We start from the raw sequence: 22781 nt of genomic DNA on the forward strand, positions 1-22781 counted from the left end.
GGATGGCAAGGGGCGTGCACAGCAGGTGGCTCCAACTGACCGCGGTGGCATGCATCGTCGCCATCGCGGCGGCCGTGGTGGCGCTGGGTCCGCTGGATGTCGCACTGCGCGACCGCAACCGCAACGTCGTGCTGCTTGCCTGGGACGACGCGTCGGCGCGGCTGGTTGTAAACGAGGCGGTCCATCCGCCGCTGCAGCTGGATGGCCCCTACGTTCGCCGCCTCGATGGCGGACGCATCGAGATCCTGCGCCCGCGCCGGCGCGGTGATCACTGGATCCCCGAACGTCAGGTCGCCCCCGCGTCGGCGCCAATCGAAGTCGTCGTCGACAATCCGCAGCGCACGCGCTTCCAGGTGACTGTGCGCGCACCTGCGATATCACCGCCGGATACGGTGCGAGCATCCGGCCGCGTGTTGCTTCTGTCCGACCTGGACGGAGATTTCGACGCTTTCGCCGACCTGCTGATCGCCCAGGGCGTGATCGACTCCGGCCTGCACTGGCGCTTCGGCAACGGCCAGCTGGTCGTCGCCGGCGATTTCATGGACGACGGCCCCAACATCCTGCCTCTGCTATGGCTGCTGTATCGCCTGGAGCCCGAGGCCGAACGCGCCGGCGGTCGCGTACACGTGGTGCTCGGCAATCATGAACTGCTGTTGCTCGCCGGCCGATTCTCGGCGGCGCCACAGCGGATGTTCGCCAGCCGCGATGCGTTTTTCGGTGGCGACAACCGGCGCGTGTTCGCCGCCGACACCGTGCTCGGGCAGTGGCTGCGCGCGCGTCCGGTGATCGTGAAGGTCGGCGACACGCTGGTCGTGCACGGGGGCGTGAGCGAAGTGTTCCTGCGTGCCAATCTGGATATGGCCACCGCCAACGCGATCGCGCGGCGCGAACTGGACGTGGAACGCGACCGCGTCAGCGCGGCCGCGGCGCCGGTGATCGGCCGTTGGGGTGTGCCCTGGTACCGCGGCCTCGCTTTGCCCCACGACCGCGGCCGCGCACTGGAGGCCGAACCGGTCGCGCACCTGGAGGCGGTATTGCGGCGCTACGGCGTTCGCCGCGTGGCGATCGGCCATACAGGAGTGCCGCAGGTGGTACTCGAGCAGGGCGGCCGACTGCTACGCCTCGATGTCGACCAAGAGACCGTTGGCCTGCAGGCAGCGCTACTCGTCGACGGCAGCGTGTGGCGCGTCGACGTGCAGGGCCGTCATGACCCGCTGCGGTAGGCGACGCATTGTTTCCAAGTCCGCAACGCAATGTGCGTGTCTGTTGCGCTCGCGCGCCATCCGCCATGGAACAATGGCTGCGGGTCAGATGCGCGTAGGGGTTGCGATGGTCGTTGGCACGGAACGGCTACCCAGCCGGTCGCAGGCTTGGCTGTTTACGGCCAAGGCTTGGGGCCTGCGGTTGAAACGAGCCATGCGCGACGCCGCCGATCGAAAGCGCCCGCGACGATACCCGCACGCGAGGGCGTTGCAAGCTGCGCCGGTGCTGGCCGAGTTCGAAAGCCCGCTATGGCCGCACGAGGAAAATGATGCCGCGCTTGTGGTCGGCAAGATCCAGAACCTGCGAGTGGCGGTGCTTGCGCTACACGGTGTAGAGGTGCCGGCCGATGCGGTATTCGGCTTCTGGAAGCAACTGGGGCGGGCGACGCAGGGGCGCGGCTTCGTGGTCGGACGCGAGTTGCGCGAAGGTTGCCTGATTCCATCTGTTGGCGGAGGTCTGTGCCAACTTTCCAATGCGATCTACGATTGCGCCGCGCGGGCGGGACTTTCGATCGTCGAGCGCCATCGGCACTCGCGGATCATAAGTGGATCGTTGGCCGAGCACGATCGCGACGCCACCGTATTTTGGAACTACGTGGACCTGCGCCTGCGCGGCCGTTTCGCGTGGCGTCTGGAAGCAACGATGGATACGGAGCGCTTGCGTGTGCGCATACGCGGGGTGACGGATGCGCCGACCTCCCTGCCGGTCGCAGTGGCATCGCGCGCGCCCAAGCCGGACGACCTCGGGGACTGTCACGGTTGTGGTCAAGTCGATTGTCATCGCCATGCCGGGCCACAGGAATCGAGCACACGACGCGCATGGTGGCTGCCGAGCGCCTGGCCGGAGTTTGCGACATATCTCGCACGGGAACGCACCGATGCCGACCGCGTGTTCGGCAATAGCGGAGAGCCCCTGCCGCAGCAGCACGGCTTGCATCGATGGAGCATGGCGCTGCATTGGCGACTCGCGCGCTGGCAGGGGCAGCCTCTGCCGCAGATAGCTCAGGCCCAGGCCAGACGTGAGGCCCGCTTGCTGGCGCAACAGCTGGAAACGCGCGATACGCGGGTAGTGGTTCCGCAGGCTCTCTTGCCGTTCCTCTGGCGCGAGGGCGCGCTGGCCGGCCGGCATTTCGACGTGTGGATGACGGCATTGCCGATGGCCGCGCTGCAGCAGCAGCTGGATCAAGCCCGTCAGCTGTATCCGCATTGCCGCTCCCTTGGCGACTTTCGCGCGCCTGATGCGCTGATCGAGGCCGAAACCGAAGCCTTGGCAGCCGCAGGGACTTGGATCAGTCCGCATGCGCAGGTCTGCGCGCTGGCCGGTGCAAAGGCGCGCGCAGTGCCCTGGCAATGTCCGCCAGCATCGGGCAAAAGTCCGCACATGGGTGCGCGGCGCATATTCTTCGCGGCCTCGCCATTGGCGCGAAAGGGCGTCTTCGAATTGTTGGCGGCCATGCGCGACCAAGCTGTCGAAATTCTGCTTCCTCCCGGTGACAGCGAGCCGGAATTGGATGCCGGACGCGCGCAATTGCGGCGCGTTGCCAGTTACCGCGAGGGATTGAATCAAGCGGATGTCGCGGTGCTGCCCGCGTGGGTGGAGCACCAGCCACGTGGCTTGCTTGCCGCCATAAGCGCCGGCCTTCCGGTCATCGCCACATCTGCGTGCGGCCTGCCGTCAACACCGGCTTGGTCGCAGGTCGAGGCGGGTGACAGTGATGGTCTGCGTGCGGCGTTGCTGGATACGCTGGATGGTTAGGCGGTGTCGTGATCGATCCGCGAAGTCCGGCGGGTGTCGGGCATCCACAGATACACGAGCAATGAGCACGCGATGCAGGCGGTAACGTACCAATAGAAGCCGCTCTCGTGTCCGCGTTGCTTGAACCATAGGGCGACCAGATCGGCGGTGCCGCCGAACACGGCTACAGTCAGTGCATAAGGCAGGCCAACGCCCAGTGCGCGAACCTCGACTGGAAACAACTCCGCCTTCACCACTGCGTTGATCGCGGTATAGAAGCTGACGACGGTGAGCGCCGCCAGAATCAGCCAGAAAGCCTGCGTAGCCGTATGCACGTTTTGCAGCGTGCCCAGGATCGGAACGCTGAACACGACCCCGAGCATGCCGAACGCGATCAAAATCGGCCGCCGGCCGATGCGGTCGGACAGCGCTCCGACCACGGGCTGCATCAGCATGAACACGGACAGCGTCGCTGCGTTGAGCAGGGACGCGGCGCGGCTGTCGAGCCCGGCGCTATTGACCAGGAACTTCTGCATGTAAGTGGTGTAGGTGTAGAACGCGAGCGTGCCGCCCATGGTCAGCCCGACCACCGTGAGCACCTCGCGCGGATGCCGCAGCAGCGCGCGCAGCGTGCCTTGCTGGGCCTGCGCGGTCGCCGGGTCGCGTTCGCTGCGGTCGAACGCCGAGGTTTCGCGCATGTTCCGGCGCAGCCACAACGCAGTCACCGCGGCCAGCGCGCCGATGGCGAAGGGAATGCGCCAGCCCCAGGCGCGCAACTCCTCTTCGCTGAGGAACCATTGCTGCAACGCGATCAACACCGCCAGCGCCAGCAACTGGCCCATCACCAGCGTCACGTACTGGAAGCTCGACCAGAAGCCGCGGTGCTCGCGACCGGCCATCTCGCTCAGGTAGGTCGCGGACGTCCCGTATTCGCCACCGACGCTCAGACCCTGCAGCAGCCGCGCGAACAGCAGCAATGCCGGCGCGGCGACGCCGATCGTTGCGTAGTCGGGCGTCAAGGCGATGATCAACGAGCCCGCGCACATCAGCAGGACCGACAACATCAGCGCGCGGCGCCGGCCGTGACGGTCGGCGTAGCGGCCCAGCAACCAGCCGCCGAGCGGCCGCATCAGGAATCCGACCGCGAACACCGCCGCGGTGTTGAGCAGCTGCGAGGTGCGATCGCCCTTGGGGAAGAATGCCTGGGCGAAGTACAGCGAGAACGCGGCGTAGACGTACCAGTCGTACCACTCGACCAGGTTGCCGACCGACCCGGAGAAGATGCTGCGCAGGCGGCGCGCGGGAGTGAGGACTTCGTTGCTCATCCGCACGCCTGAGCGCTCACATCCGAGCGGCGAGCAACTGTTCGAGCTTCACCTGATCGGCCGCAAAGCGGCGAATGCCGTCCGCGAGCTTCTCGGTCGCCATGGCGTCCTCGTTCTGCTGCCAGCGGAAGCCTGCTTCGTCCAGTGCGGCCGGCGGCGAGCGGCGGGAACTGTCGTCGACAAGCGCGCGCGCAACCGCGTCTTCGCTCGCATCGAGCTGGCCGAGCAGTTCCGGCGAAATCGTCAGCCGGTCGCAGCCGGCCAGGGCGACTACCTGGCCGGTGTTGCGGAAGCTCGCGCCCATCACGACCGTGTCGTAGCCATGCTGCTTGTAGTGGTTCCATATCCGCGTAACCGAAGCAACGCCGGGATCCGCTTGCGGCGAGGCCGGCGCCGGCATGCCTTGGGCGAGATGCCAGTCGAGGATGCGGCCGACGAAGGGCGAGATCAGGAACACCCCCGCCTCGGCGCACGCCACCGCCTGCGCGAACGAGAACAGCAGGGTGAGGTTGCAGTGGAGGCCTTCGCGTTCCAGTACTTCGGCGGCGCGGATGCCTTCCCACGTGGCGGCGATCTTGATCAGCAGGCGTTCGCGGCCGATGCCGGCGTCCGCGTACAGCGCAGCCAGCTTGCGCGCCTGCGCGAGGGTGGCCGCGGTATCGAAGCTGTGGCGCGCATCGCACTCGGTGGAGACGCGGCCAGGAATGGTTTTGAGGATTTCCGCACCGATAGCAACGGCAAGGCGGTCCCCGGCGTCGGCGATGCGCGCGGCCGTGTCGCCACCCTGAGCCTTGGTGATGGCGGCATCGATCAGCGGCGCGTAGGCCGGAAGCGCCGCGGCCTTCAGCAGCAGCGACGGATTGGTGGTGGCGTCGAGCGGGCGGAAGCGGGCGATCGCTTCGATGTCGCCGGTATCGGCGACGACGGCGGACAGGCCGCGCAGTTGTTCGAGTTGGCTGGTCATGAGCCCGATTCTGCAGGAAGAACGGGCCTGCGCGAAGGAGGGCGTTGGCGGAGGCGGCTTCGCGCAGTTGTTGCCGAAGCCGTAACGCCGGCGCGCCTAGACTCGCGGCCATGCGGGATGGAGCCACCATCGCCGGCATCGCGCGACGCACGCTGGTGGCGTGGGTGCTCGCTGGCGTTGCCGGGTCCACATGCTGGGGTGCCGCGCAGGCACAGGATGCCTATCTCGCTCCCCGCCGCGCGCTGATCGCCGAACTGCGCGCCGAGTCCGCGGGCGAAGGCGGTGACACCCGCATCGATCCGGCCGTGCTTGCGCTCATGGAGCGCGTGCCACGGCATGCCTACGTACCGCCGGCGCAGCGTTCGCATGCGTACGAGAACCGTCCGCTGGGCATCGGTTATGGGCAGACGATCTCGCAGCCCTACATCGTCGCCTTGATGACCACGCTCGCGCAGCCGCGGCGCGGCGGCAGGATCCTCGAGATCGGCACGGGCTCGGGCTATCAGGCGGCGGTGCTGGCCGAGTCCGGTGCGCAGGTCTACACCATCGAGATCGTTGCGCCTCTGGCGACCCAGGCAGAGCAGCGCCTGCGCAGATATCGCAACGTGAGCACGCGGACCGCGGATGGCTATTACGGCTGGAAGGAGCACGCGCCGTTCGACGCCATCGTGGTCACGGCCGCGGCTTCGTCCGTGCCTCCGCCCCTGCTCTCCCAACTGCGTCCGGGCGGGTGCATGGTGATTCCGGTCGGCACCAGTTTCCTCACCCAGACCCTGCTGCTGGTGCAGAAGGACGGCACCGGCCGTGTGCGCACACGGCAGATCCTGCCCGTGCGATTCGTGCCGTTGACCGGCGACCACTGATTCGCCTACGGCGATGTCGGCACGAGCGCTGCACGCTACGGACCGGGCCGAATCGGGTGCCCTCGGCGCAGTCGCGCCGACCGCGCGACTCGCCATCGCCATCGCGTTGGTCTCCGCCGCTGCGCTCGCCTATCAGTTGTTGCTGATGCGCTGGCTGGCGATCGTGCACTGGTACCCGTTCGCCGCCATGATCATCAGCCTGGCCCTGCTTGGACACGGCGCCAGCGGCACCTGGCTCAGCCTATGGCTGCGCAGGGATGCCGACGTGCGGCTCGGCCGGCATTTCGAGCGCGCGTTCGCCGCCTGCGCACTCTTGTTCGCGGCAACGGCGGTGGCGGCATTGGCTATCGCGGCGCGTATTCCCTTCAACGGTCTTGAGCTGGTCTGGAATCCGCGCCAATCGCTGTGGCTGAGCGCGCTCTATCTCGTCCTGTCGATGCCGTTCTTCTTCGCGGCGAGTTGCTTCGGGCTGGCCTTCGCGCGCCATGGCGAGCGTATTCCGCAGTTGTACGGCGCCGACCTTGCGGGGGCGGGCATCGGTGCGATCGCCGCGACAGCGCTGGCCTATCTGCCGGTGGAGCGCGGTCTGCTGCTCGCGGCGCTATGCGGTCCGGTGGCGGCGGTGCTGGTGTCCATGCAGGCGCGGGTCTGGCTGGGCGCGATGCTGGTCGCCATTGCAACGTTGGCGTTCATTCCGGGCCATGCGCTCGCACCGCGGCCGAATGCCTACAAGGGCGTGAGCAAGGCGCTGCTCATGCCGGGGGCGCACCTCGTCGCACAACACTCCGGGCCGTACGGCTGGCTCGCCGTGCTCGACAGCCCGCGCGTGCCGTTGCGGTATGCGCCGGGCCTGAGTCTGAGCGCCGCCGTTGAGCCGCCGCCGCAGCTCGGCCTGTACACCGATGGCGACGCCTTGTCGGTGATCGTGCATGACCGGAGCGTGCGTGATAGCGAAGACTTGCGGGCGCAGGCGTCGTGGCTGGGCGCGATGACCTCGGCCTTGCCCTACCGCATGCAGGTGCCGCGCACGGTGCTGGTCCTGTCGGCCGGCGGCGGGATGGAAGTGATGCAGGCATTGGCGCTTGGTACGAGCCACGTCGATGCCGTGGAGCTGGACCCGCAGCGGGTGCGTTGGCTGCGCGAGGACTACGCCCGCTACAGCGGTGGCCTCTATCGCGACGCGCGCGTTCGCGCCGTCGTGGCGGAGCCGCGCGCCTTCGTGCGTGCGAGCCGCAATCGCTACGACCTGATCGTGCTCGCGGGCGGCGATTCCTTCGCCAGCAGCGGCGCCGGCGCCCAGGCCGCGTCGGAGCAGTACGCACTTACCGTGGAAGCCGTGCACGATTACCTGCAGCGCTTGACGCCGCGCGGCATGCTCGCGATCACGCGCTGGAGCAAGCAACCGCCGCGCGACGAACTGAAGCTTCTCGCCACCGCGGTCGCGGCTTTGCGGGAAAGCGGTGCGGCAGATCCGGCCGCGCAACTGGCGGCGATCCGCAACTGGGATGCCAGCACCTGGCTGGTGGCGCGGGGACCGTTCACCGACGCCGAGCTGCAGGCATTGCAGGCGTTCGCGGCGGCGCAAGGCTTCGATCCCGTGCACGTGCCTGGCGTGCACGCCGACCCGGCGCAGCGCTTCCACGTGCTCGAACCACCGTATCTTTTCGACGGCGTGCAGGCATTGTTGTCGCCGCAGTCACGCGACTACGTGCGTGACTACAAATTCGCGATCGCGCCGGCGCGCGATGACCGCCCGTATTTTGGCCATTTCTTCCGCTGGCAAAGCCTGCCGGAGCTGTGGCGGCTGCGCGAGCAGGGCAGCGCGGTGCTGCTGGATTCGGGTTATCTGCTGCTGATCGCCGCGCTGATGCAGGCGGTTCCGCTCGCACTGCTGCTGGTACTGGTGCCGCTGTGGTTTATCCCGCGCCAGGACATGGGTATGCAGAGGGTTTCGCGCCTGCGGGCCGGTGCCTACTTTCTCGCGCTGGGGCTGGCGTTCCTGTTGATCGAAATCGCGACGTTGTCGCGGCTGACCTTGCTGCTCGGCCATCCGCTGGTGGCGGCGAGCGTGGGCCTGGCGGGATTCCTGTTGTGCGCCGGCGCGGGCAGCCTGCATACGCAGCGTTGGCTGGCGCGCGATCCCACGACGGACGAGGCGCGTATCGCCGGCCGCGTGCGTTGGGCGGTGCGCGCCATCGTGCTTGGCCTGCTGTGGCAGTTCCTGGTTTTTTTCCTGGCGTGGACAGCGGGCGCGACGTGGCCGGTGTGGACGCGCGCGCTACTGGGGCTGACCGGCATCGCCCCGCTCGCCTTTGCGATGGGCATGCCCTTCGCATTGGGCCTGTCGCGGCTGGCGCGCACAGCGCCGGCGTTCGTGCCGTGGGCGTGGGGACTCAACGGCTGTGCGTCGGTGATCGCGGCGATGCTGGCGGTGTTGCTGGCGATGGCGTTCGGTTTGCGCGCGACGTTGGTGATCGCTGCCGCGTTGTACTTATTCGCCGCATGGGTGTGGCCCGCCCGCCTGCGATAGAACCGAAAGCACGACAGAGCCAGCACCGCGCGGGGTGTTAGCAATGAGTGGCCGACGCTTCAATCCCTGACATAGCGTCCCCCACCCCAGTTGCCTTGTGGGACGAGCGCTCCATCATTGTTAATGAGCTCCATCGTCGTGAACGGCATTGCTCCCGAAATGAACACCCATGCACCGCTTTCCCTAGACTCGACCTGGAACCGTTGCGGCCGGAGCCCTGACTGCTTCGCAGGGCGCAATTCAATCGCCTTCAGCACACCTCGCGATCTGCCGCGCGTCATAGCCGCCCCAGATCGATCGATCTCCCTCACCTCGCGGTACCCGTCGGAGAACTCAAACTCAACGGCGAGGCCATCCAGATACGCGGATGAGGTCTGATCAATAACGGCTGCAGCGTATCCGTAGCCCTTCCGCTGAGTGTTGGACGATAAGCATTCGGCAGGGAACGTGGCCAGCGGGGGGAGCAGATCTATGCCCAGCTCGGTGGCCAGAGGCCTAAGTTCTCCAATCCCTGTCTGGTAGGCGTCAAGCTCCTTCTTGAAGCGTTCTGTCAATTCGTCGCGTGTAGGCAAGAGCGCCTCATCGGGGCCTTTCTCCCGATAGAGCGGAGCCAGTTCTTCTGCCAGCTCCTTCATCGCACTCCGATGCTCGTCCAGTACCTGGATCATAGGCTGGGCGACTTCGCGGTAAGCCACATGCGCTGCTTGCAATGTCGCACGATATGACGCCATTGCCTGTTCCGATTGGCGTATAGCGCTTTCCCGTTCCGCAGCACCGACTGCTTCCGAAATCGCCATGCATTGCTCGTTGACTTTCGCTGCTGCCAAATCGAGTTCATCGAGCAGTCGTTGCCCCGGGCTGGAAATGTGCGTCGTCTTGCGTAGTTTCGGCGGACGTGCGCACACGCTTGGTACTACCTCTACAAAGTCGGCGCCATATACGGAATCAGTGCCTTGCAGAAAGGGGCAGTGCTCGACGGCTCGTGCGTGGTCGATCTCAGCTAGGCGTGCCTCTAGTTCCTCACTCCAGGGAGCCATTTCCTGTAATGCAAACGACTCGCCGGGCTTGACGGGAGACTCTGCGGAAAGGACCACGCGATCTCCCTGTAAATGATACGTTCCGCTCTCCGTCTGGGTTATTGCCCCATAAGCAAGCCACCACTCAAACGTACCATCTTCCTTGAGTTGCAGTTCCGAACCCACTTCTTGAGCGCCTGCCAGGTAATAGACGCCAGCTACCTTTTCGGTCGGTGCAGCAAGCGTCGCACCCGTTGCAACGACCACGGCTATTACGCCTGCGCACAATTGTTTGATCATTTGTTGTTCCCACGCCCTTGGTTGAGTGCCTCGGACTTCCATGCCTCATTCTGGCCAGAGCTATCCGTGGTCCTTATCGCCTGTGGGAACCCTAGCAGCGAGAATGTGCCTCTAGTGGTTGGAGCATTGGGAACGCATAGTTTGCAATCTTGCAACACGGGCGCCACATTGGGATTGCAATGCGCGTTGCCGAAAAGCGCCTCTGATATTTTCAGATTCGTCTAATGGAAAATCTGCGCTCGTGAGATGCGATGTTGATGTTTGGCTTTGGTCGGCGGCTAAGAAATCGCTAATACAAATCCACCGGATCGACATCGAGCGACCACCGTACGCGTCGCGCTTCCGGCAACGCATGAATCACCGGCAGCGCCGCATCCAGCGCCGCATGCAACGCGCGCCGCTCCGTCGCCGACAGCAGCAGCTGTGCGCGTTGATAGCCGGCGCGGCGCGGCATCGGCGCTGGCAAGGGACCGTGCAGTTCCAACGATCCGCCGGTATCGCGCAGCGCTACCCGCGCGGCATGCAGGAACGCGTGCGTCACCTCCAACTGCTTGGCTTCCGCACGCAACAGCGCGAGATGCGCGAATGGCGGAAAGCTTGCGGCTTCGCGTTGCGCCAGTTCGGCTTCGGCGAAGGCGTGGTAGCCGCCGCTCAGCAGGGTTTCCAGCAGCGGGTGCTGCGGATGGTGCGTCTGCAGCAGTACTTCGCCCGGCAGAGTCGCGCGGCCGGCGCGGCCGGCGACCTGGATCAGCAATTGCGCGAGTTTCTCCGGCGCGCGGAAGTCGGCGCTGAACAATCCCTCGTCGACACCTACGACGGCGACCAGCGTCAGGTTGGGCAGGTCGTGTCCCTTCGCCAGCATCTGCGTGCCGACCAGAATGCCGGGCTGTGTGCCGAAGTCGTGCAGGAGTTTTTCCAGCGCGTCGCGACGTTGCGTGGTGCCGCGGTCGATGCGCAGCACCGGGACATCGGGAAACCGCTTCGTCAGTGCCTCTTCGATTCGTTCGGTGCCGGCGCCCTGGGCCTGCAGGGCGAGACCGCCGCAGTCGGGACACGCATCCGGCGCCGGGCGTCGCGCGCCGCAGTGATGGCATTGCAGGCGGCGTCCGCCGGCGTGCACGGTCATGGGTGCGTCGCAGCGCGTGCACTGGGCGCTCCAACCGCAGTCGTGGCAGAGCAGCACCGGCGCGTAGCCGCGCCGGTTCTTGAAGACGAGCGCCTGCGAACCGCGCTGCAGCGTCGCGGCGATGGCCTCGAACATCTCCGGCGACATGCCCGCGTCGAGCGGACGCTTACGCACGTCGCATACGCGTACCCGTGGCGGCTTCGCCACGCCGGCGCGCGCATGCAGGCGTAAATGGTCGTACCGCTCGGCCTGCGCGTTGCGCAGCGATTCCAGCGAAGGCGTTGCGCTGCCGAGCACGATCGGCACGTCCAGGGCCTTGGCGCGCACCAGGGCGAAGTCGCGCGCGTGATAGCGGATGCCATCGAGCTGCTTGAAGCTGCCGTCGTGTTCCTCGTCGATGACGATCAGCCCGGCCTTGGGCAGCGGCAGGAACACCGCCGAGCGCGTACCGACGATGACGCACGCTTCACCGCGCAGGCAGGCGGCCCAGGTCCGCGCGCGTTCGCCGTCGGCCAGGCCGGAGTGCAATGCATGCACCGGCACGCCCAGGCGCTCGCGAAAGCGCCGCAGGGTCTGCGGCGTCAGTCCGATCTCCGGCACCAGCACCAGCGCCTGGCGGCCGCGCGCCACGCAATCGGCGATGGCGTGCAGATACACCTCGGTCTTGCCGCTGCCGGTGACGCCGTCGAGCAGGAAGGGAGCGAAGCCGCGCGCGGCGAGCACGGCTTCGGTGGCCGCCTGCTGCTCGGCGTTGAGCCGCGGTGGCGGCGCGGCGATGCCGATCGTCGCGGTCGGCGGCAGTGCATAGCGTTCCGCCAGGCTGCGGCCGGCCAACGCGCGTGCCGCAATTCGCCAGTCCTCCAGTTGTTCGGACAAAACGTCTTCGGCCTGGGGTGCCTGCGCCAGCAGCTCGGCCAGCCGCCGCGGCTTGCCACGCAGCCGTGGCAAGCCGGTGTGGCCGGCCTCGGTCAGGCGCCAGGCCCAGGCATGGGTGTCGGCGAGCGCATCGCCCTGTCGCAACGGCGCCGGCAGGGCGGTGGCGAACACCTCGCCCAGCGGCGCATGGGTGTAGCGGGCGAGCCAGCGCAGCGAGTCGAGCAGTTCGCCGTGGAAGAGCGGCGAGTCGTCCAGGCGCGTTCCGGTCTTGGGCTCGGGGGCACCTGCCTCGGGCGCGCCGACCCCGGCGATGACCCCGACCAGCTCGCGGGGACCGAAGGGCACGCGCACGCGGCAGCCGATATCGGTTGCTTCCGCGGTGCCTTCGCCCGGCCGGTAATCGAACAGGCGCGGCAGCGGCACGGGCAGGGCGACGTGCCAGACGGGGGCGGTGGCGGAGTAAGGCGAAGACATCGGCGAGCCATGATGGCCTAAGGCCACCGCTTTGAGCGGCTGTTCTGCCTGTTCAGGCCGATGGCCCTGATCTGGCCATTTCCCCATTCAGGCTGCTGCTCTACCTCACCCGTCCGGGCGACGCCACAGTTGCGCGTCATTCTTCCCTCAAACATGACGTACGTCACGCAACTATCGGATGCAAAAGGGGATTCGGGTTTATCCACACCAGTTGTGGATAAGTCTGTGGAATCTCGTGCTCCACGCGCGCGCAAAGCCGTAAACACAAGCTCCCTGCACAGGTTGGTGAAAAAAGTGCCAACCGCGCTATTCCTTTCAGAATCAAATGCTTGCCCGTGAAACACCGTTGTCACCTGGGGTGCGCGCGCGTTAAATCCGGCTTGAGTGACGGAGTTGTTACTGCTGTGCACAACTGCTCCGCACACAGGCCGCGCCACGTCTGGAGGAGCAGCAAATCCGGTGGTGTCAAGGAGGGCTTTCCCCCGTTCAGAGGAGTCTGACAGCCGCCCCTAGGAAGCCGCTTCCGGCACCGGCGCGAGTACCCGCCGAGAGGCCGAAAAGCGGTCGCCGAAACGGGCCTGGCCTTCGGCGCGCAGGCGCGGCGCATGTTCGGCGAGATAGATGCCCAGGGCCTGCGGTCCGGTCAGCCGGTATTGCACGCACAAGGTCACGCGGCCCGACGCGGCCGGCGGGTCCGCCACTTCCAGGACCTGCGCGCCGAGGAAGCCCGGCAGGGCACAGATCTCGGCCACGTGGGCGGCGAGCCAGTCCAGGTACTCGGCCCGGATGGCGGCGTCGAGGTCGAGGTTGACCTCGTAGACCACGCCCGCGGCGCTCACGCCACGATCCCCGCGAGCACCGCGAACACGACCACGCACATCACCAGCACCATGTAGATCGAGCCGATCACCAGGTAGCGGACCGCGGTCAGCGCCCAATGGTCGCGATAGATCCGGTGCTGCATCAGGAACAGGTAGACCGGAATCCATATCCAGATAGCCGCGTCGATCAGCGAGGTAAGGACCGGCACCCAGCCCTTGCCGCCGGCCGCATCGTCGAGGGCGTTCATCACGAACATCAGCAGGATCGCGAACAGCAGCCAGGCGTGGCTGTAGAGCGCGACCACCAGATGCTCCAGATAGCGCCGGCCGGAGCCGAGGTAAAGCACCTTCAGCAGCAGGGCGAAGACCGGCATGAGCACGAACAGCGCCGTCGGCACCGCGCTCAGCGCGGACTGCACGAACTCGTTGGCGTTGTCCATGTGCTCCATGTTGGACTTCGCGCGGGCGATCTTGTGGTTGAACCAGCGGTCGACGAACGCGGGCATGAAGGGCACGTCGACCGGGTTGGTCTTTTCGTCCCAGGTGCGGCCGTTGAAGCGCCAGTCGCTGTCGTCCATGGAGATGCCGCTCCGCTTTGGCTTGGGCGGCGCAGTTGTCTGGGTATTCGCAGTCGCAGGTGCCGGCGGTTTGCCTGCTTCGCTGGCCGCGGGTGGCGTCGCCGTTGCGGAGGTGCCCGCGGGATGCTTTTTCGCTTCCGCCTCGAGCTCGACGATGCGGTTGGCGGCTACGCCCTGGATCTTCGCGCGCGTGGCGATCAGGGCGGCATTGACGCCCGCAACTTTGGTCGCCTTGCGCTCTTCGACCGCGAGCTCCTTGAGCAGGCGCGCTTCGATCTGATGCACTTCCTCGACGCTCTGCGCACGTTCTATCGCCGCGCTGCCTGCGCCGTCGAAACGGACCGGGTCCCCATCCACGTGCACGACCAGCTTGCCGACGAAGAAGGTCAGCAGGCTCATGATCACGAACAGGCGCAGCGGCGCGATGTAGCGCGTGCGCTTGCCATCGAGATAGTTGCGCGCGATGCGCCCGGGAATCATCAGGTCGCGCAGGCTGCGGAACACACGCCCGTCGAGGTGCCAGAACGACTCGAACACTTCCTCCAGCGCATGGCCGAAATGGCGCGTCGGGCTGTGGATCGACTGGCCGCACTCATGGCAATAGTGACCCTGCAGCGGCGTGCCGCAGTTTTCACAGTTTGCCGGCGCGTGTTGCGCATCCGTTCCGCTCATGCCGCATCCCCGTTCGGTCCGCTGCCGCGAATGGCAGGGCGGCTAAGATAGCGGGCCGCGACTTCGGTAGGTAGACGGAAGTGTTCGCGCCGCCCCCGCGGCTGATAGCGGCGAACCACGAGCGTTTGATCCCTAGCGGTCCCGCACGTCGCGCCTGCTCCAGTTTCCGTTTCCCTCCCCCATGACCATCGAATCCATTCTCCCAGCGCCCCCCCGCTTCGCCCACGAAGTGCGCACCACCGCCGTGCTCGCCGCACCGCTGGTCGCCGGCCATGTGTCCACCGGCCTGATCGGCTTCGTCGACAGCGTGATCGCCGGCCACCACACCACCGCGACGCTGGCCTCGGTCGCGGTGGGCACGGCCCTGTTCTGGCTGCCGATGATGATTCCGATGGGCACGCTGATGTCGCTGCCGCCGGCGGTGTCGCAGCTGGACGGCGCCGGCCGCCGTCACGAGATCGGCGCGCTGTTCCGCCAGGGGCTGTGGCTGGCATCGGTGCTGGGCGTGCTGTTGTTCGGTTTCCTCAGCGTGGCGGTGTATGCGCTGGAGCCGATGGGCATCGCCGCGGAGATTCGTCCGGGCGCGGTGGCGTTCCTGCACGGCATCCGCTGGGGCGTGCCCGGACTCACGCTCTACCTGACCATGCGCTACCTCAGCGACGGCCTGCACTGGACGCTGCCGACGATGCTGCTCGGTTTCGGCGGGTTGCTGGTGCTGGTGCCGCTGGGTTACGTGTTGACCTACGGCGTCGGGCCGCTGCCGGAAATGGGGGCGGGCGGGCTCGGCATCGCCTCGGCGATCATGATGTGGTCGCAGGCGCTGGCCTTCGCCTGGTACCTGTCCAAGGCGAAGCGATTTGCCGACCTGGACTTGTTCGCTCGTTTCGATCGCCCGCACGGCCCGACCCTGCGGACGCTGCTGCGCACCGGTCTGCCGATCGGCGTCACGGTCACCATGGAGGGCGGCCTGTTCATCGCCACCGCGTTGCTGATCGGTCGCCTGGGCGAACTGCCCGCGGCCGCGCACCAGATCGCGATCAATGTGGCGTCGCTGTGCTTCATGGTGCCGATGGGCGTGGCCGAGGCCACGACCGTGCGCATCGGCCACGCTCTGGGTCGTGACGACGCCTTCGGCCTGCGGCGCGCGGCGCTGGCGGGGTACACCATCGTGCTGGGGACGCAGGCGCTGTCGGCGCTGCTGCTGCTGACCGGCAACGAATTGGTGGTCGGTTTCTACACGGCGGACGCGACCGTGGCCGCGCTGGCAGCCTCGCTGCTGCTGTACGCGGCGGCATTCCAGTTTCCCGACGGCGTGCAGGTGCTTTCGGCCGGTGCGCTGCGCGGGCTCAAGGACACGCGCGTACCGATGCTGCTGGCGGCGCTGGCGTACTGGGGCATCGGCATGCCGGTGGGCGCGGGGCTGGGACTGGGGCTGGGCTGGGGCCCGCGCGGCATGTGGGTGGGCCTGATCTTCGGCCTGACCATGGCGGCCGTGCTGCTGTGCGCGCGTTTCTGGCGGTCGAGCCGGCGACTGTAGGGCGCCTCGACCTGGAAACAGCTCATTCGGCAAGGCCAATCCTGCAGTCGGGGCCCGCCCGCGGGTTACACAAGCTCAACAGCCATGAGGTCACGATGACGTGTGGCGGGTGAAACCGCAGCACCAGGCGGGTAACCTGCTGCCATGGTTATGGAGTCAAATACATGAATACCCCTACCGGGCCCAGCGCCCGTCGTGGTCCGATCGCGGAGTTCTTCGTCGGCCTGTGGACGGTGATGAACTTCACCCGCCGGTTGATCATCAATCTGATCTTCTTCGGCCTGTTGCTGCTGTTCCTGTTGTTCATGCTGGCCATTGCCGGCGCGGGCGGCACCAAGCCGATCCTCGACAACACCGCACTGGTGATCGAACCGACCGGCCCGCTGGTCGAACAGTTCTCCGCCGATCCGGCCGAGCGTGCGTTCAAGCACGCGCTGGGCGATCGCGAAGGCGACGAGATCCAGTTGCGCGATCTGTTGCGCGTGCTCGACGCGGCCAAGGACGACAAGCGCATCGAACGCGTCGTGCTCAAGCTCGATCGCATGCAGGGCAGCGGCATGGCCTCGCTGCGCGAAGTCGCCGCGGCGATCGCGAAGGTCAAGGCCAGCGGCAAGGAAGTGGTCGCCTACGGCGAAGCGATGGACCAGAAGCAGTACCTGCTCGCCGCGCAGGCCAACGAGGTCTACCTGGATCCGATGGGCGGCCTGCTGCTCGAAGGTCTTGGCCGCTATCGCCAGTACTACCGCCAGGGCCTGCAGGACAAGCTCGGCGTCGACGTGCACCTGTTCAAGGTCGGCGAATACAAGTCAGCGGCCGAGCCTTATGTGCTCGACGCGGCCTCGCCGCAGGCGAAGGAAGCTGACCTGTACTGGATGAGCGACGTGTGGCAGCGCTACCTCGGCGACATCGCCAAGGCGCGCAAGCTTAATGCCGACGCCATAACGCAGGGCATCGAGCAACTCCCCGCCGGCATCACCGCCGCGCAAGGCGACTTGGCGAAGTACGCCGTGCAGCAAAAACTCGTCGATGGGCTGAAGACCGACGAGGAAGTGGGCGACATGCTCGCCGAGCGCGGCGCCGCCGACAGCGATGCCGAAGACGGCTATCGCCAGGTGTCGTTCGACGACTACCTGCGCCGTCTCAACACCAACGTCAATCCGCTCGACGAGCGTCCGCAGGTCGCAGTGGTCGTGGCCGAAGGCGAAATCAGCGGCGGCGAACAGCCGCCGGGCCACGTCGGTGGCGTGTCCACCGCGGAGCTGCTGCGCAACGCGCGCGAGGACGACAACGTCAAGGCGCTGGTGCTGCGCGTGGACTCGCCCGGTGGCGAAGTCTTCGCCAGCGAGCAGATCCGCCGCGAAATCGTCGGCCTGAAGAAGGCGGGCAAGCCCGTGGTCGTGTCGATGGGCGATCTCGCCGCGTCGGGCGGCTACTGGATCTCGATGAACGCCGACCGCATCTACGCGGACGAGTCGACGATCACCGGCTCCATCGGCATCTTCGGCCTGATCCCGACCTTGCCGCGCGCGCTGGACAAGATCGGCGTGCATAGCGACGGCGTGGGCACGACCAAGTTCGCCGGCGCCTTCGACATCACCCGTCCGCTGCAGCCGGAAGTCGGCCAGGTCATCCAGACCGTGATCGACAAGGGCTACCGCGACTTCACCGGCCGCGTCGCCAATGCGCGCAAGCGCAGCGTCGAACAGGTCGACGAAGTCGCCCGCGGCCGCGTGTGGAGCGGCGCGCAGGCGAAGGAGCGCGGCCTGGTCGATGCGTTCGGCGGCCTGCAGATGGCGATCGAAGACGTCGCCCAGCGCGCCAAGCTCGGCAAGCCGGCCAGCTACCAGGTGCGCTATCTGGAAAAGAACGCGCCGCCGTTCGCGCAGTTCTTCTCGCGCTTCGCCGAAAGCCGCATCGGGGCACAGTGGCTGCAGCACTCCACGTTCGCCCAGGGCCTGGCGCAGACGTTCGTGCCGAAGGCGCTGCCGCAGACGGCGCAGGACCTGCGTTTCCTGCAGAGCGCGATCGAGCCGACGCGCGGCGTACCGGTCAAGGCGCTGGCGTACTGCTTCTGCGGGCTCTGACGCAGGTCTCGTCGCGGTAAAGAAAAGCCCGGCATTGCCGGGCTTTTTCTTTGTGATGCCGCGACCTGTGCTGCACCGGGCGGGCAGGCTGCACCAGGCGGGCAGACGGCGCCGGTGGGCAGTCGCGACACGCCGTGAATCCGCCCCATCGTTCACCGCAGACACGCGCTGCGGCGCGTTCGGCGCGGTCGTAACTGCGTTTCACGGGGGCGCGGCTTGATCGGCGGCATCCATGCCGCCGACAGTCGCGCCTACCCACCGGCGCCGCCTGCCCTCCCACACATCTCGGACGCGTTGAAAGCGAAATAAAAAGCTTTTACCGAAGCGGCGCTCTACACGCTCGCGCTAAGCGCTGCCCGGCGCGATGGGGGTGCGGAGAGCGGACCAGGATGGTCCGCGGCCCCGACTAAAGGCAGGGATGCCATCCGGAGGGGCGGAGCACCCCCATCGCGTCGGGTAGCGCGTCCCAACGAAGCCGACACGCTCTAAAAACCAACAGAGACAAAAGGAGTGCGGCTCAGCCGCCCTGTGCCTCGATCGCCGCGTCCTGGGCCTCCTTGGCTTTCTCCGTGGTGTCTTCGACCTTCTTGGCCTTTTCGATCGGCGCTTGGATGGCGTCGCGCAATTCCGTATGGCCTTGCGCCTGCGGGTCGACCGGCCGCTCCTTCTCCGGCGGCTTCGGCTTGGAGCAGGCGGCGACGCCCAGCAGCAAGGAGCAGGACAGCAGCGCGCACAACAGCGGTCGAACCATGGGAGGTCTCCAATCCGGGTCGCGGCTATGCTACGCCGGTCGCGCAGGCCGCATCGAGATGGAGAGCACATGGACCCCAAGCGTTGGCGGCTGGACGGGCAGCTGGCCCTGGTCACCGGCGGTAGCGCCGGCATCGGCCGGGCGATCGCGCGCGAGTTGCTCGGCTTCGGCGCCGACGTGCTGCTGGCGGCACGCGACGCAACCGGGCTGGACAACGCACGCGCGGAACTGGCCGAGGACTTCGGCGAGCGCGACATCCAGACCTTCGTCGCCGACGTCGGCGACGACGAGCAGCGGCGCGAACTGCTGGATTGGGTGGAGGACTTCGGCGAAGGCCTGCACATCCTGGTGAACAATGCCGGCGGCAATCTCACCAAGGCGGCCAACGACTACACCGAGGACGAGTGGCGGCAGATCTTCGAGATCAACCTGTTCTCCGCCTTCGAGCTGTCGCGTTACGCCTATCCGCTGCTGACGAAGCATGCAGCGTCGAGCATCGTCAACGTCGGCAGCGTCTCCGGCATCACCCACGTGCGCAGCGGCGCGCCGTACGGCATGAGCAAGGCGGCGATGCACCAGATGACGCGCAATCTTGCGGTGGAGTGGGCCGAGGACGGTGTGCGGGTGAACAGCGTGGCTCCCTGGTATATCCGCACGCGGCGCACTTCCGACAAGCTGGCCGATCCCGATTACCTAGATGAAGTGCTGCTGCGCACGCCGTTGGGACGCATCGGCGAGCCGGAAGAAGTGGCCGCAGCGGTGGCGTTTCTGTGTCTGCCGGCATCGAGCTACGTCACCGGCGAATGCATCGCGGTGGACGGCGGCTTCCTGCGCTACGGCTTCTGAATCGTCAGCGCGCGCAGAAGCGCGCGAAGCCGGCGACGAATTCGCCCACCAGCTTGCGCGTGGCCTCGTCCGCCAGCTTGCCGTCCGCATCCATCAAGGTGTGCGCGCGCGAGACCTGCAGGCGGCCGCCGGACCAGTAACGCACGCGCAAGGTGCGCAGCACCGGCAGCCAGGCGTTCTGCGCCAGGATCGTGCCGAAGCCGCCGGGCGACGCGCCGATGACGGCGAACGGACGATCGCCGAACACACGGGCGATGTCGTCCGCGGGCCGCGACAACCAGTCGATCGCATTCTTGAACACGCCGGGGATGCCGTTGTTGTACTCGGGTGTGCACAGCAGGACGCCGTCGGCGGCGGCCACGCGCTCTTTCAGCGCAGCGACCGTGGCGGGCAGGCCTTCGCGCTGCTCCAGATCGCCGTCATAGAGCGGAATGCCGTGCAGCGTGGCGGCGTCGAACTGCACGTCCGCGCCCGCCAGCTCCTGCGCGGCGTGCAGCAGCGCGGTGTTGAACGAACGGGCGCGCAAGCTGCCGGAGATGCCGAGAATCCTGACCATGCGTGGACTCCTGTGAACGTGGCCGAGATCAGTCGGCGAGCGACGTGTCGATGCGTACTTCGCCGACCAGTACGTTATGGATCGGACAGGCATTGGCGATCTGCAATAGGCGCGCGCGTTGCGCTTCGTCGAGCTCGCCGTGCAGGGTGACACGGCGGGTGATGTCGGTACCGCTCTTCGGCTTGCCCGCCGGATTGAACTGCAGCTCGACGTTTACCGACGCCAGCGGCCACTGCTTGCGCGCGGCGTACATGTGCAAGGTGATCACGGTGCAGGCGCCCAGGCTCGATAGCAGCAGGCGCGTGGGATCGGGGCCCACATTGCCGCCGCCCTTGTCCGTCGGCTCGTCGCCGAGCCAGGCGTGGGCCAGGTCGTCGCTCAGGTGGACGGTGTAGGGCACATCGCCGCTGCGGGCGTGGACGGTGGAAATCGTGCTCATGCGTAGGGTCCTGTCAGCTGCCGCGTTCGCTGGTGATTACCGCGCCTTCGCGCATCGCCTTGGTGACCGGGGTGTTGGCGACGATCTCCAGCAGACGGTTCCACTGCTCGTCGCTGAGCGACTGGTCCGAATGCAGCGTGCGATGCACGTGCGGCTTGCCGTCGTCGCCGAAGCTCAGTGCCAGTTCGGCGCGGAACTCGCCCAGGTTCCAGCCCTTGCGTTCGGCGTACATGCGCAAGGTGATCGCGGTACACGCCGACAGCGAGGCGAGGTAGTAATCGAAGGGAGCCGGTGCCGCACCTTGTCCGCCGAGCGCGCGCGGCTCGTCGGTGTCGAGGTCGAAGTGGCCGACGTGGATGTGGTGCAGGTAATGCGTATCGGTGGAGACCACCGTGGCGAGGTTGACCTTCTTCATGAGGCGATTTCCATGAGCACGACCTGCGGTGAGGCTGCAGACGTTACGCCATCCCGGCGCGGGCGGGGAATGCAAGGCGGAAACACTCCTTCGCGCGTGCCGTCACTTGACCGGTGATCGACTTCGGCAGGCCATCATGAGGCCGGCGTCATTGACGCGCGCAGGTGCTCTCGCGAACGACGCGGGTGATGCGTCGCACTTCCGCCTCCGCCTTGGCCCGGTCGTCGACGACACCGAAGCGCAGTGCCGATTGCGCATCGCGCAGGCGCCGGCGCCAGCCGTCGCACAAGGCGCCGTCGGGCACGCGCTGGCACTGGTCGATCTTCACTTCGCAGGCCGCGGTGTTGTTGTTGTTTTCGACCAGGCCGCCCAGGCCGGTGGTGGTGAGCGTCACGCAGCGCTGTTTCGGATCGCCGTCCTCGCTCAGGTACTTGTCGTTGTCGTAGGTGTGGCATTCGTACAGCCATGGCGGCGGCAGGCGGTCGGCGTCGGCGATGGCGGGTTCGGACTCGACCGCCGGTTCGGGCGGCGGAAGCGGCCTCGTTGCGATCGGCGTCGGCGCGCGAGGCGGCGGTGGTGCGACGGCGGGTTTGTGCGGCGCCGGCGGCGCAACGAAGGGCGGCGCGGAGGAGGGCGGCGCGGATTCGATGACGCGGCGTTCCTGCTTGTTGCCCTTGGGGCAGGGCGTGCCGTTCTGGATGGTCAGCGCGCCGTTCGCGTCGGTGCAGCGATAGATCACGACGCCTTGTGCATGCGCGGAAGGCATCGCGATGGCGAATAACAAGGCCGCTGCAGCGGCAATGCGCGTGAGAGGGCGACGACCAGGTATTTCGAACGGCATCAACTGTCTCCGCAGTCGTTGGCCAGGCGTGCGTCGATGCCACGGGTCTGGCGATCGATTTGCGCGCGCTCGCTGGGCTGGGCGATGTTCCAGCGGCGATTGAGTTCATAGCGCTCGTCGCGCAGGCGCCCACAGACCTCGGCCTGCGGCAGGCGATTGCATTCGTCGCGCACCCATTGCCCGGTGGGCACCGCGGGCACCAGCACCGGCGGACGCTGGGTCGGGTGGTTCGGATCGCCGATGCGGACGTGGCCGGCGACGTTGCCGCTGCGGAAGCCGACGTTGGCGCTCAAGCCGCCGCCTGGCTGGATCGGATAGGCCGGGTAACCGTACGTCCACATCGGCTCCCAGTGTGCGCGGCCTTCGCCGGACTCGCTGGTATAGCGCTCGCCGTCGGGCGTGACGCATTCGTACAGCGGTTGCGGCGGCGTGATCACGACGTAGCGCTGCGCGGGTTCGGCGGCAGGCTTGGGTGCTACCGATGCGGCGGGCGGTGCGGGCCGCGGCGGCGGGTCGGTAGGCCGCACCATGCTGCGTGCTTCCTGCTTCTCGCCGGCGCGGCACGGGGTATCGCGCAGCGTCAGCTGGCCCTTGGCGTCGGTGCAGCGGTAGATGGTGACGTCGCCGGCGTACGCATGCGCCGCAGCCAACGCGGCCATGGCGATGATGGAAAAAGCGATCGAATGGCGGCCGGCGCGCGTCATGCCGGCATCTTGCGCTCGCGCCGGGGCGGTGGGAAGCCGCCGGCGGCGGACGTTGCGCGCAATTCA

General features: G+C 67.0%; 18 protein-coding genes and 1 pseudogene. 7 read left to right on the top strand and 12 right to left on the bottom strand.

Annotation, left to right across the window (positions count from 1 at the left end; translation table 11 throughout):
* Positions 1-14 precede the first annotated feature (14 nt).
* Together ACYVJ8_RS14190 and ACYVJ8_RS14195 are read left to right on the top strand one after the other, a co-directional pair.
* Positions 15-1223 (top strand): metallophosphoesterase, encoded by a 1209-nt coding sequence (locus ACYVJ8_RS14190; protein ID WP_460713486.1) that lies wholly within the window; start codon positions 15-17, stop codon positions 1221-1223.
* 193 nt (positions 1224-1416) lie between these two features.
* Positions 1417-3018, top strand: coding sequence for a VanW family protein (locus ACYVJ8_RS14195; RefSeq protein WP_460713488.1), 1602 nt, complete (start codon positions 1417-1419; stop codon positions 3016-3018).
* On the opposite strand, the gene ACYVJ8_RS14200 is transcribed toward ACYVJ8_RS14195, so the two are convergent.
* Both ACYVJ8_RS14200 and tal read right to left on the bottom strand, forming a co-directional pair.
* Positions 3015-4322 carry an MFS transporter gene (locus ACYVJ8_RS14200; RefSeq protein WP_460713490.1) on the bottom strand — a complete coding sequence of 436 codons (1308 nt, stop codon included), beginning with the start codon at positions 4320-4322 and terminating at the stop codon, positions 3015-3017. The two genes, ACYVJ8_RS14195 and ACYVJ8_RS14200, sit on opposite strands and share 4 nt — an antisense overlap.
* Before the next feature lie 16 nt (positions 4323-4338).
* Positions 4339-5286 carry a transaldolase gene (gene tal, locus ACYVJ8_RS14205; RefSeq protein ID WP_460713492.1) on the bottom strand — a complete coding sequence of 316 codons (948 nt, stop codon included), beginning with the start codon at positions 5284-5286 and terminating at the stop codon, positions 4339-4341.
* A gap of 110 nt (positions 5287-5396) precedes the next feature.
* Between tal and ACYVJ8_RS14210 the strand changes: the two genes are divergently transcribed.
* On the top strand, positions 5397-6149 hold the full coding sequence (locus ACYVJ8_RS14210) for a protein-L-isoaspartate(D-aspartate) O-methyltransferase (protein WP_460713494.1): 753 nt from the start codon (positions 5397-5399) through the stop codon (positions 6147-6149).
* A 13-nt stretch (positions 6150-6162) separates the two neighbouring features.
* On the top strand, positions 6163-8679 hold the full coding sequence (locus ACYVJ8_RS14215) for a spermidine synthase (protein WP_460713496.1): 2517 nt from the start codon (positions 6163-6165) through the stop codon (positions 8677-8679).
* Positions 8680-8738: 59 nt separating this feature from the next.
* Here the strand turns inward: ACYVJ8_RS14215 and ACYVJ8_RS14220 are convergent, their stop codons facing one another.
* From ACYVJ8_RS14220 to ACYVJ8_RS14235, 4 genes and pseudogenes are all read right to left on the bottom strand, one after another.
* Positions 8739-9995, bottom strand: a complete 1257-nt coding sequence (locus ACYVJ8_RS14220) for a hypothetical protein (RefSeq protein ID WP_460713498.1) — start codon at positions 9993-9995, stop codon at positions 8739-8741.
* A 289-nt stretch (positions 9996-10284) separates the two neighbouring features.
* Positions 10285-12471 carry a primosomal protein N' gene (locus ACYVJ8_RS14225; protein ID WP_460713500.1) on the bottom strand — a complete coding sequence of 729 codons (2187 nt, stop codon included), beginning with the start codon at positions 12469-12471 and terminating at the stop codon, positions 10285-10287.
* A gap of 509 nt (positions 12472-12980) precedes the next feature.
* On the bottom strand, positions 12981-13310 hold the full coding sequence (locus tag ACYVJ8_RS14230) for a DUF4286 family protein (RefSeq protein ID WP_460713502.1): 330 nt from the start codon (positions 13308-13310) through the stop codon (positions 12981-12983).
* 257 nt (positions 13311-13567) lie between these two features.
* Positions 13568-14542, bottom strand: a pseudogene (locus tag ACYVJ8_RS14235) (DUF3667 domain-containing protein); the annotation flags it as partial.
* A gap of 181 nt (positions 14543-14723) precedes the next feature.
* Between ACYVJ8_RS14235 and ACYVJ8_RS14240 the strand changes: the two are divergent.
* A complete protein-coding gene (locus tag ACYVJ8_RS14240; protein WP_460713504.1) occupies positions 14724-16079 on the top strand; it encodes an MATE family efflux transporter in 1356 nt (451 codons plus the stop codon).
* 164 nt (positions 16080-16243) lie between these two features.
* Complete coding sequence (gene sppA, locus ACYVJ8_RS14245; protein WP_460713506.1) at positions 16244-18163, top strand: signal peptide peptidase SppA; 1920 nt, start codon at positions 16244-16246, stop codon at positions 18161-18163.
* Positions 18164-18680: 517 nt separating this feature from the next.
* Here the strand turns inward: sppA and ACYVJ8_RS14250 are convergent.
* Entirely contained in the window at positions 18681-18914 is a 234-nt protein-coding gene (locus tag ACYVJ8_RS14250) for a hypothetical protein (RefSeq protein WP_460713508.1), read from the bottom strand.
* Between the two features lie 69 nt (positions 18915-18983).
* Between ACYVJ8_RS14250 and ACYVJ8_RS14255 the strand changes: the two genes are divergently transcribed.
* Positions 18984-19760 (top strand): SDR family oxidoreductase, encoded by a 777-nt coding sequence (locus tag ACYVJ8_RS14255; RefSeq protein ID WP_460713510.1) that lies wholly within the window; start codon positions 18984-18986, stop codon positions 19758-19760.
* Positions 19761-19764: 4 nt separating this feature from the next.
* Here the strand turns inward: ACYVJ8_RS14255 and ACYVJ8_RS14260 are convergent, their stop codons facing one another.
* From ACYVJ8_RS14260 to ACYVJ8_RS14280, 5 genes are all read right to left on the bottom strand, one after another.
* A complete protein-coding gene (locus ACYVJ8_RS14260) occupies positions 19765-20316 on the bottom strand; it encodes an NADPH-dependent FMN reductase (RefSeq protein ID WP_460713512.1) in 552 nt (183 codons plus the stop codon).
* Positions 20317-20344: 28 nt separating this feature from the next.
* Positions 20345-20755: an OsmC family protein gene (locus tag ACYVJ8_RS14265; protein WP_460713514.1), complete on the bottom strand. Its 411-nt coding sequence runs from the start codon at positions 20753-20755 to the stop codon at positions 20345-20347.
* Between the two features lie 13 nt (positions 20756-20768).
* A complete protein-coding gene (locus tag ACYVJ8_RS14270) occupies positions 20769-21170 on the bottom strand; it encodes an OsmC family protein (protein ID WP_460713516.1) in 402 nt (133 codons plus the stop codon).
* A 148-nt stretch (positions 21171-21318) separates the two neighbouring features.
* Entirely contained in the window at positions 21319-22011 is a 693-nt protein-coding gene (locus ACYVJ8_RS14275; RefSeq protein WP_460713518.1) for a DUF4124 domain-containing protein, read from the bottom strand.
* Positions 22011-22715: a DUF4124 domain-containing protein gene (locus tag ACYVJ8_RS14280; protein ID WP_460713520.1), complete on the bottom strand. Its 705-nt coding sequence runs from the start codon at positions 22713-22715 to the stop codon at positions 22011-22013. Before ACYVJ8_RS14280 ends, ACYVJ8_RS14275 begins: the two co-directional genes overlap by 1 nt.
* Positions 22716-22781: the final 66 nt, after the last annotated feature.

The organism is Lysobacter terrae (assembly GCF_054782215.1).

Coding starts and splice junctions, on each gene's coding strand:
- ACYVJ8_RS14200 (WP_460713490.1), bottom strand. CDS start 4,322: ATGAGCAACGAAGTCCTCACTCCCGCGCGCCGCCTGCGCAGCATCTTC.
- ACYVJ8_RS14260 (WP_460713512.1), bottom strand. CDS start 20,316: ATGGTCAGGATTCTCGGCATCTCCGGCAGCTTGCGCGCCCGTTCGTTC.
- ACYVJ8_RS14195 (WP_460713488.1), top strand. CDS start 1,417: ATGCGCGACGCCGCCGATCGAAAGCGCCCGCGACGATACCCGCACGCG.
- ACYVJ8_RS14240 (WP_460713504.1), top strand. CDS start 14,724: ATGACCATCGAATCCATTCTCCCAGCGCCCCCCCGCTTCGCCCACGAA.
- ACYVJ8_RS14220 (WP_460713498.1), bottom strand. CDS start 9,995: ATGATCAAACAATTGTGCGCAGGCGTAATAGCCGTGGTCGTTGCAACG.
- ACYVJ8_RS14270 (WP_460713516.1), bottom strand. CDS start 21,170: ATGAAGAAGGTCAACCTCGCCACGGTGGTCTCCACCGATACGCATTAC.
- ACYVJ8_RS14225 (WP_460713500.1), bottom strand. CDS start 12,471: ATGTCTTCGCCTTACTCCGCCACCGCCCCCGTCTGGCACGTCGCCCTG.
- ACYVJ8_RS14250 (WP_460713508.1), bottom strand. CDS start 18,914: ATGGTTCGACCGCTGTTGTGCGCGCTGCTGTCCTGCTCCTTGCTGCTG.
- ACYVJ8_RS14255 (WP_460713510.1), top strand. CDS start 18,984: ATGGACCCCAAGCGTTGGCGGCTGGACGGGCAGCTGGCCCTGGTCACC.
- tal (WP_460713492.1), bottom strand. CDS start 5,286: ATGACCAGCCAACTCGAACAACTGCGCGGCCTGTCCGCCGTCGTCGCC.
- ACYVJ8_RS14210 (WP_460713494.1), top strand. CDS start 5,397: ATGCGGGATGGAGCCACCATCGCCGGCATCGCGCGACGCACGCTGGTG.
- ACYVJ8_RS14215 (WP_460713496.1), top strand. CDS start 6,163: ATGTCGGCACGAGCGCTGCACGCTACGGACCGGGCCGAATCGGGTGCC.
- ACYVJ8_RS14265 (WP_460713514.1), bottom strand. CDS start 20,755: ATGAGCACGATTTCCACCGTCCACGCCCGCAGCGGCGATGTGCCCTAC.
- sppA (WP_460713506.1), top strand. CDS start 16,244: ATGAATACCCCTACCGGGCCCAGCGCCCGTCGTGGTCCGATCGCGGAG.
- ACYVJ8_RS14280 (WP_460713520.1), bottom strand. CDS start 22,715: ATGACGCGCGCCGGCCGCCATTCGATCGCTTTTTCCATCATCGCCATG.
- ACYVJ8_RS14275 (WP_460713518.1), bottom strand. CDS start 22,011: ATGCCGTTCGAAATACCTGGTCGTCGCCCTCTCACGCGCATTGCCGCT.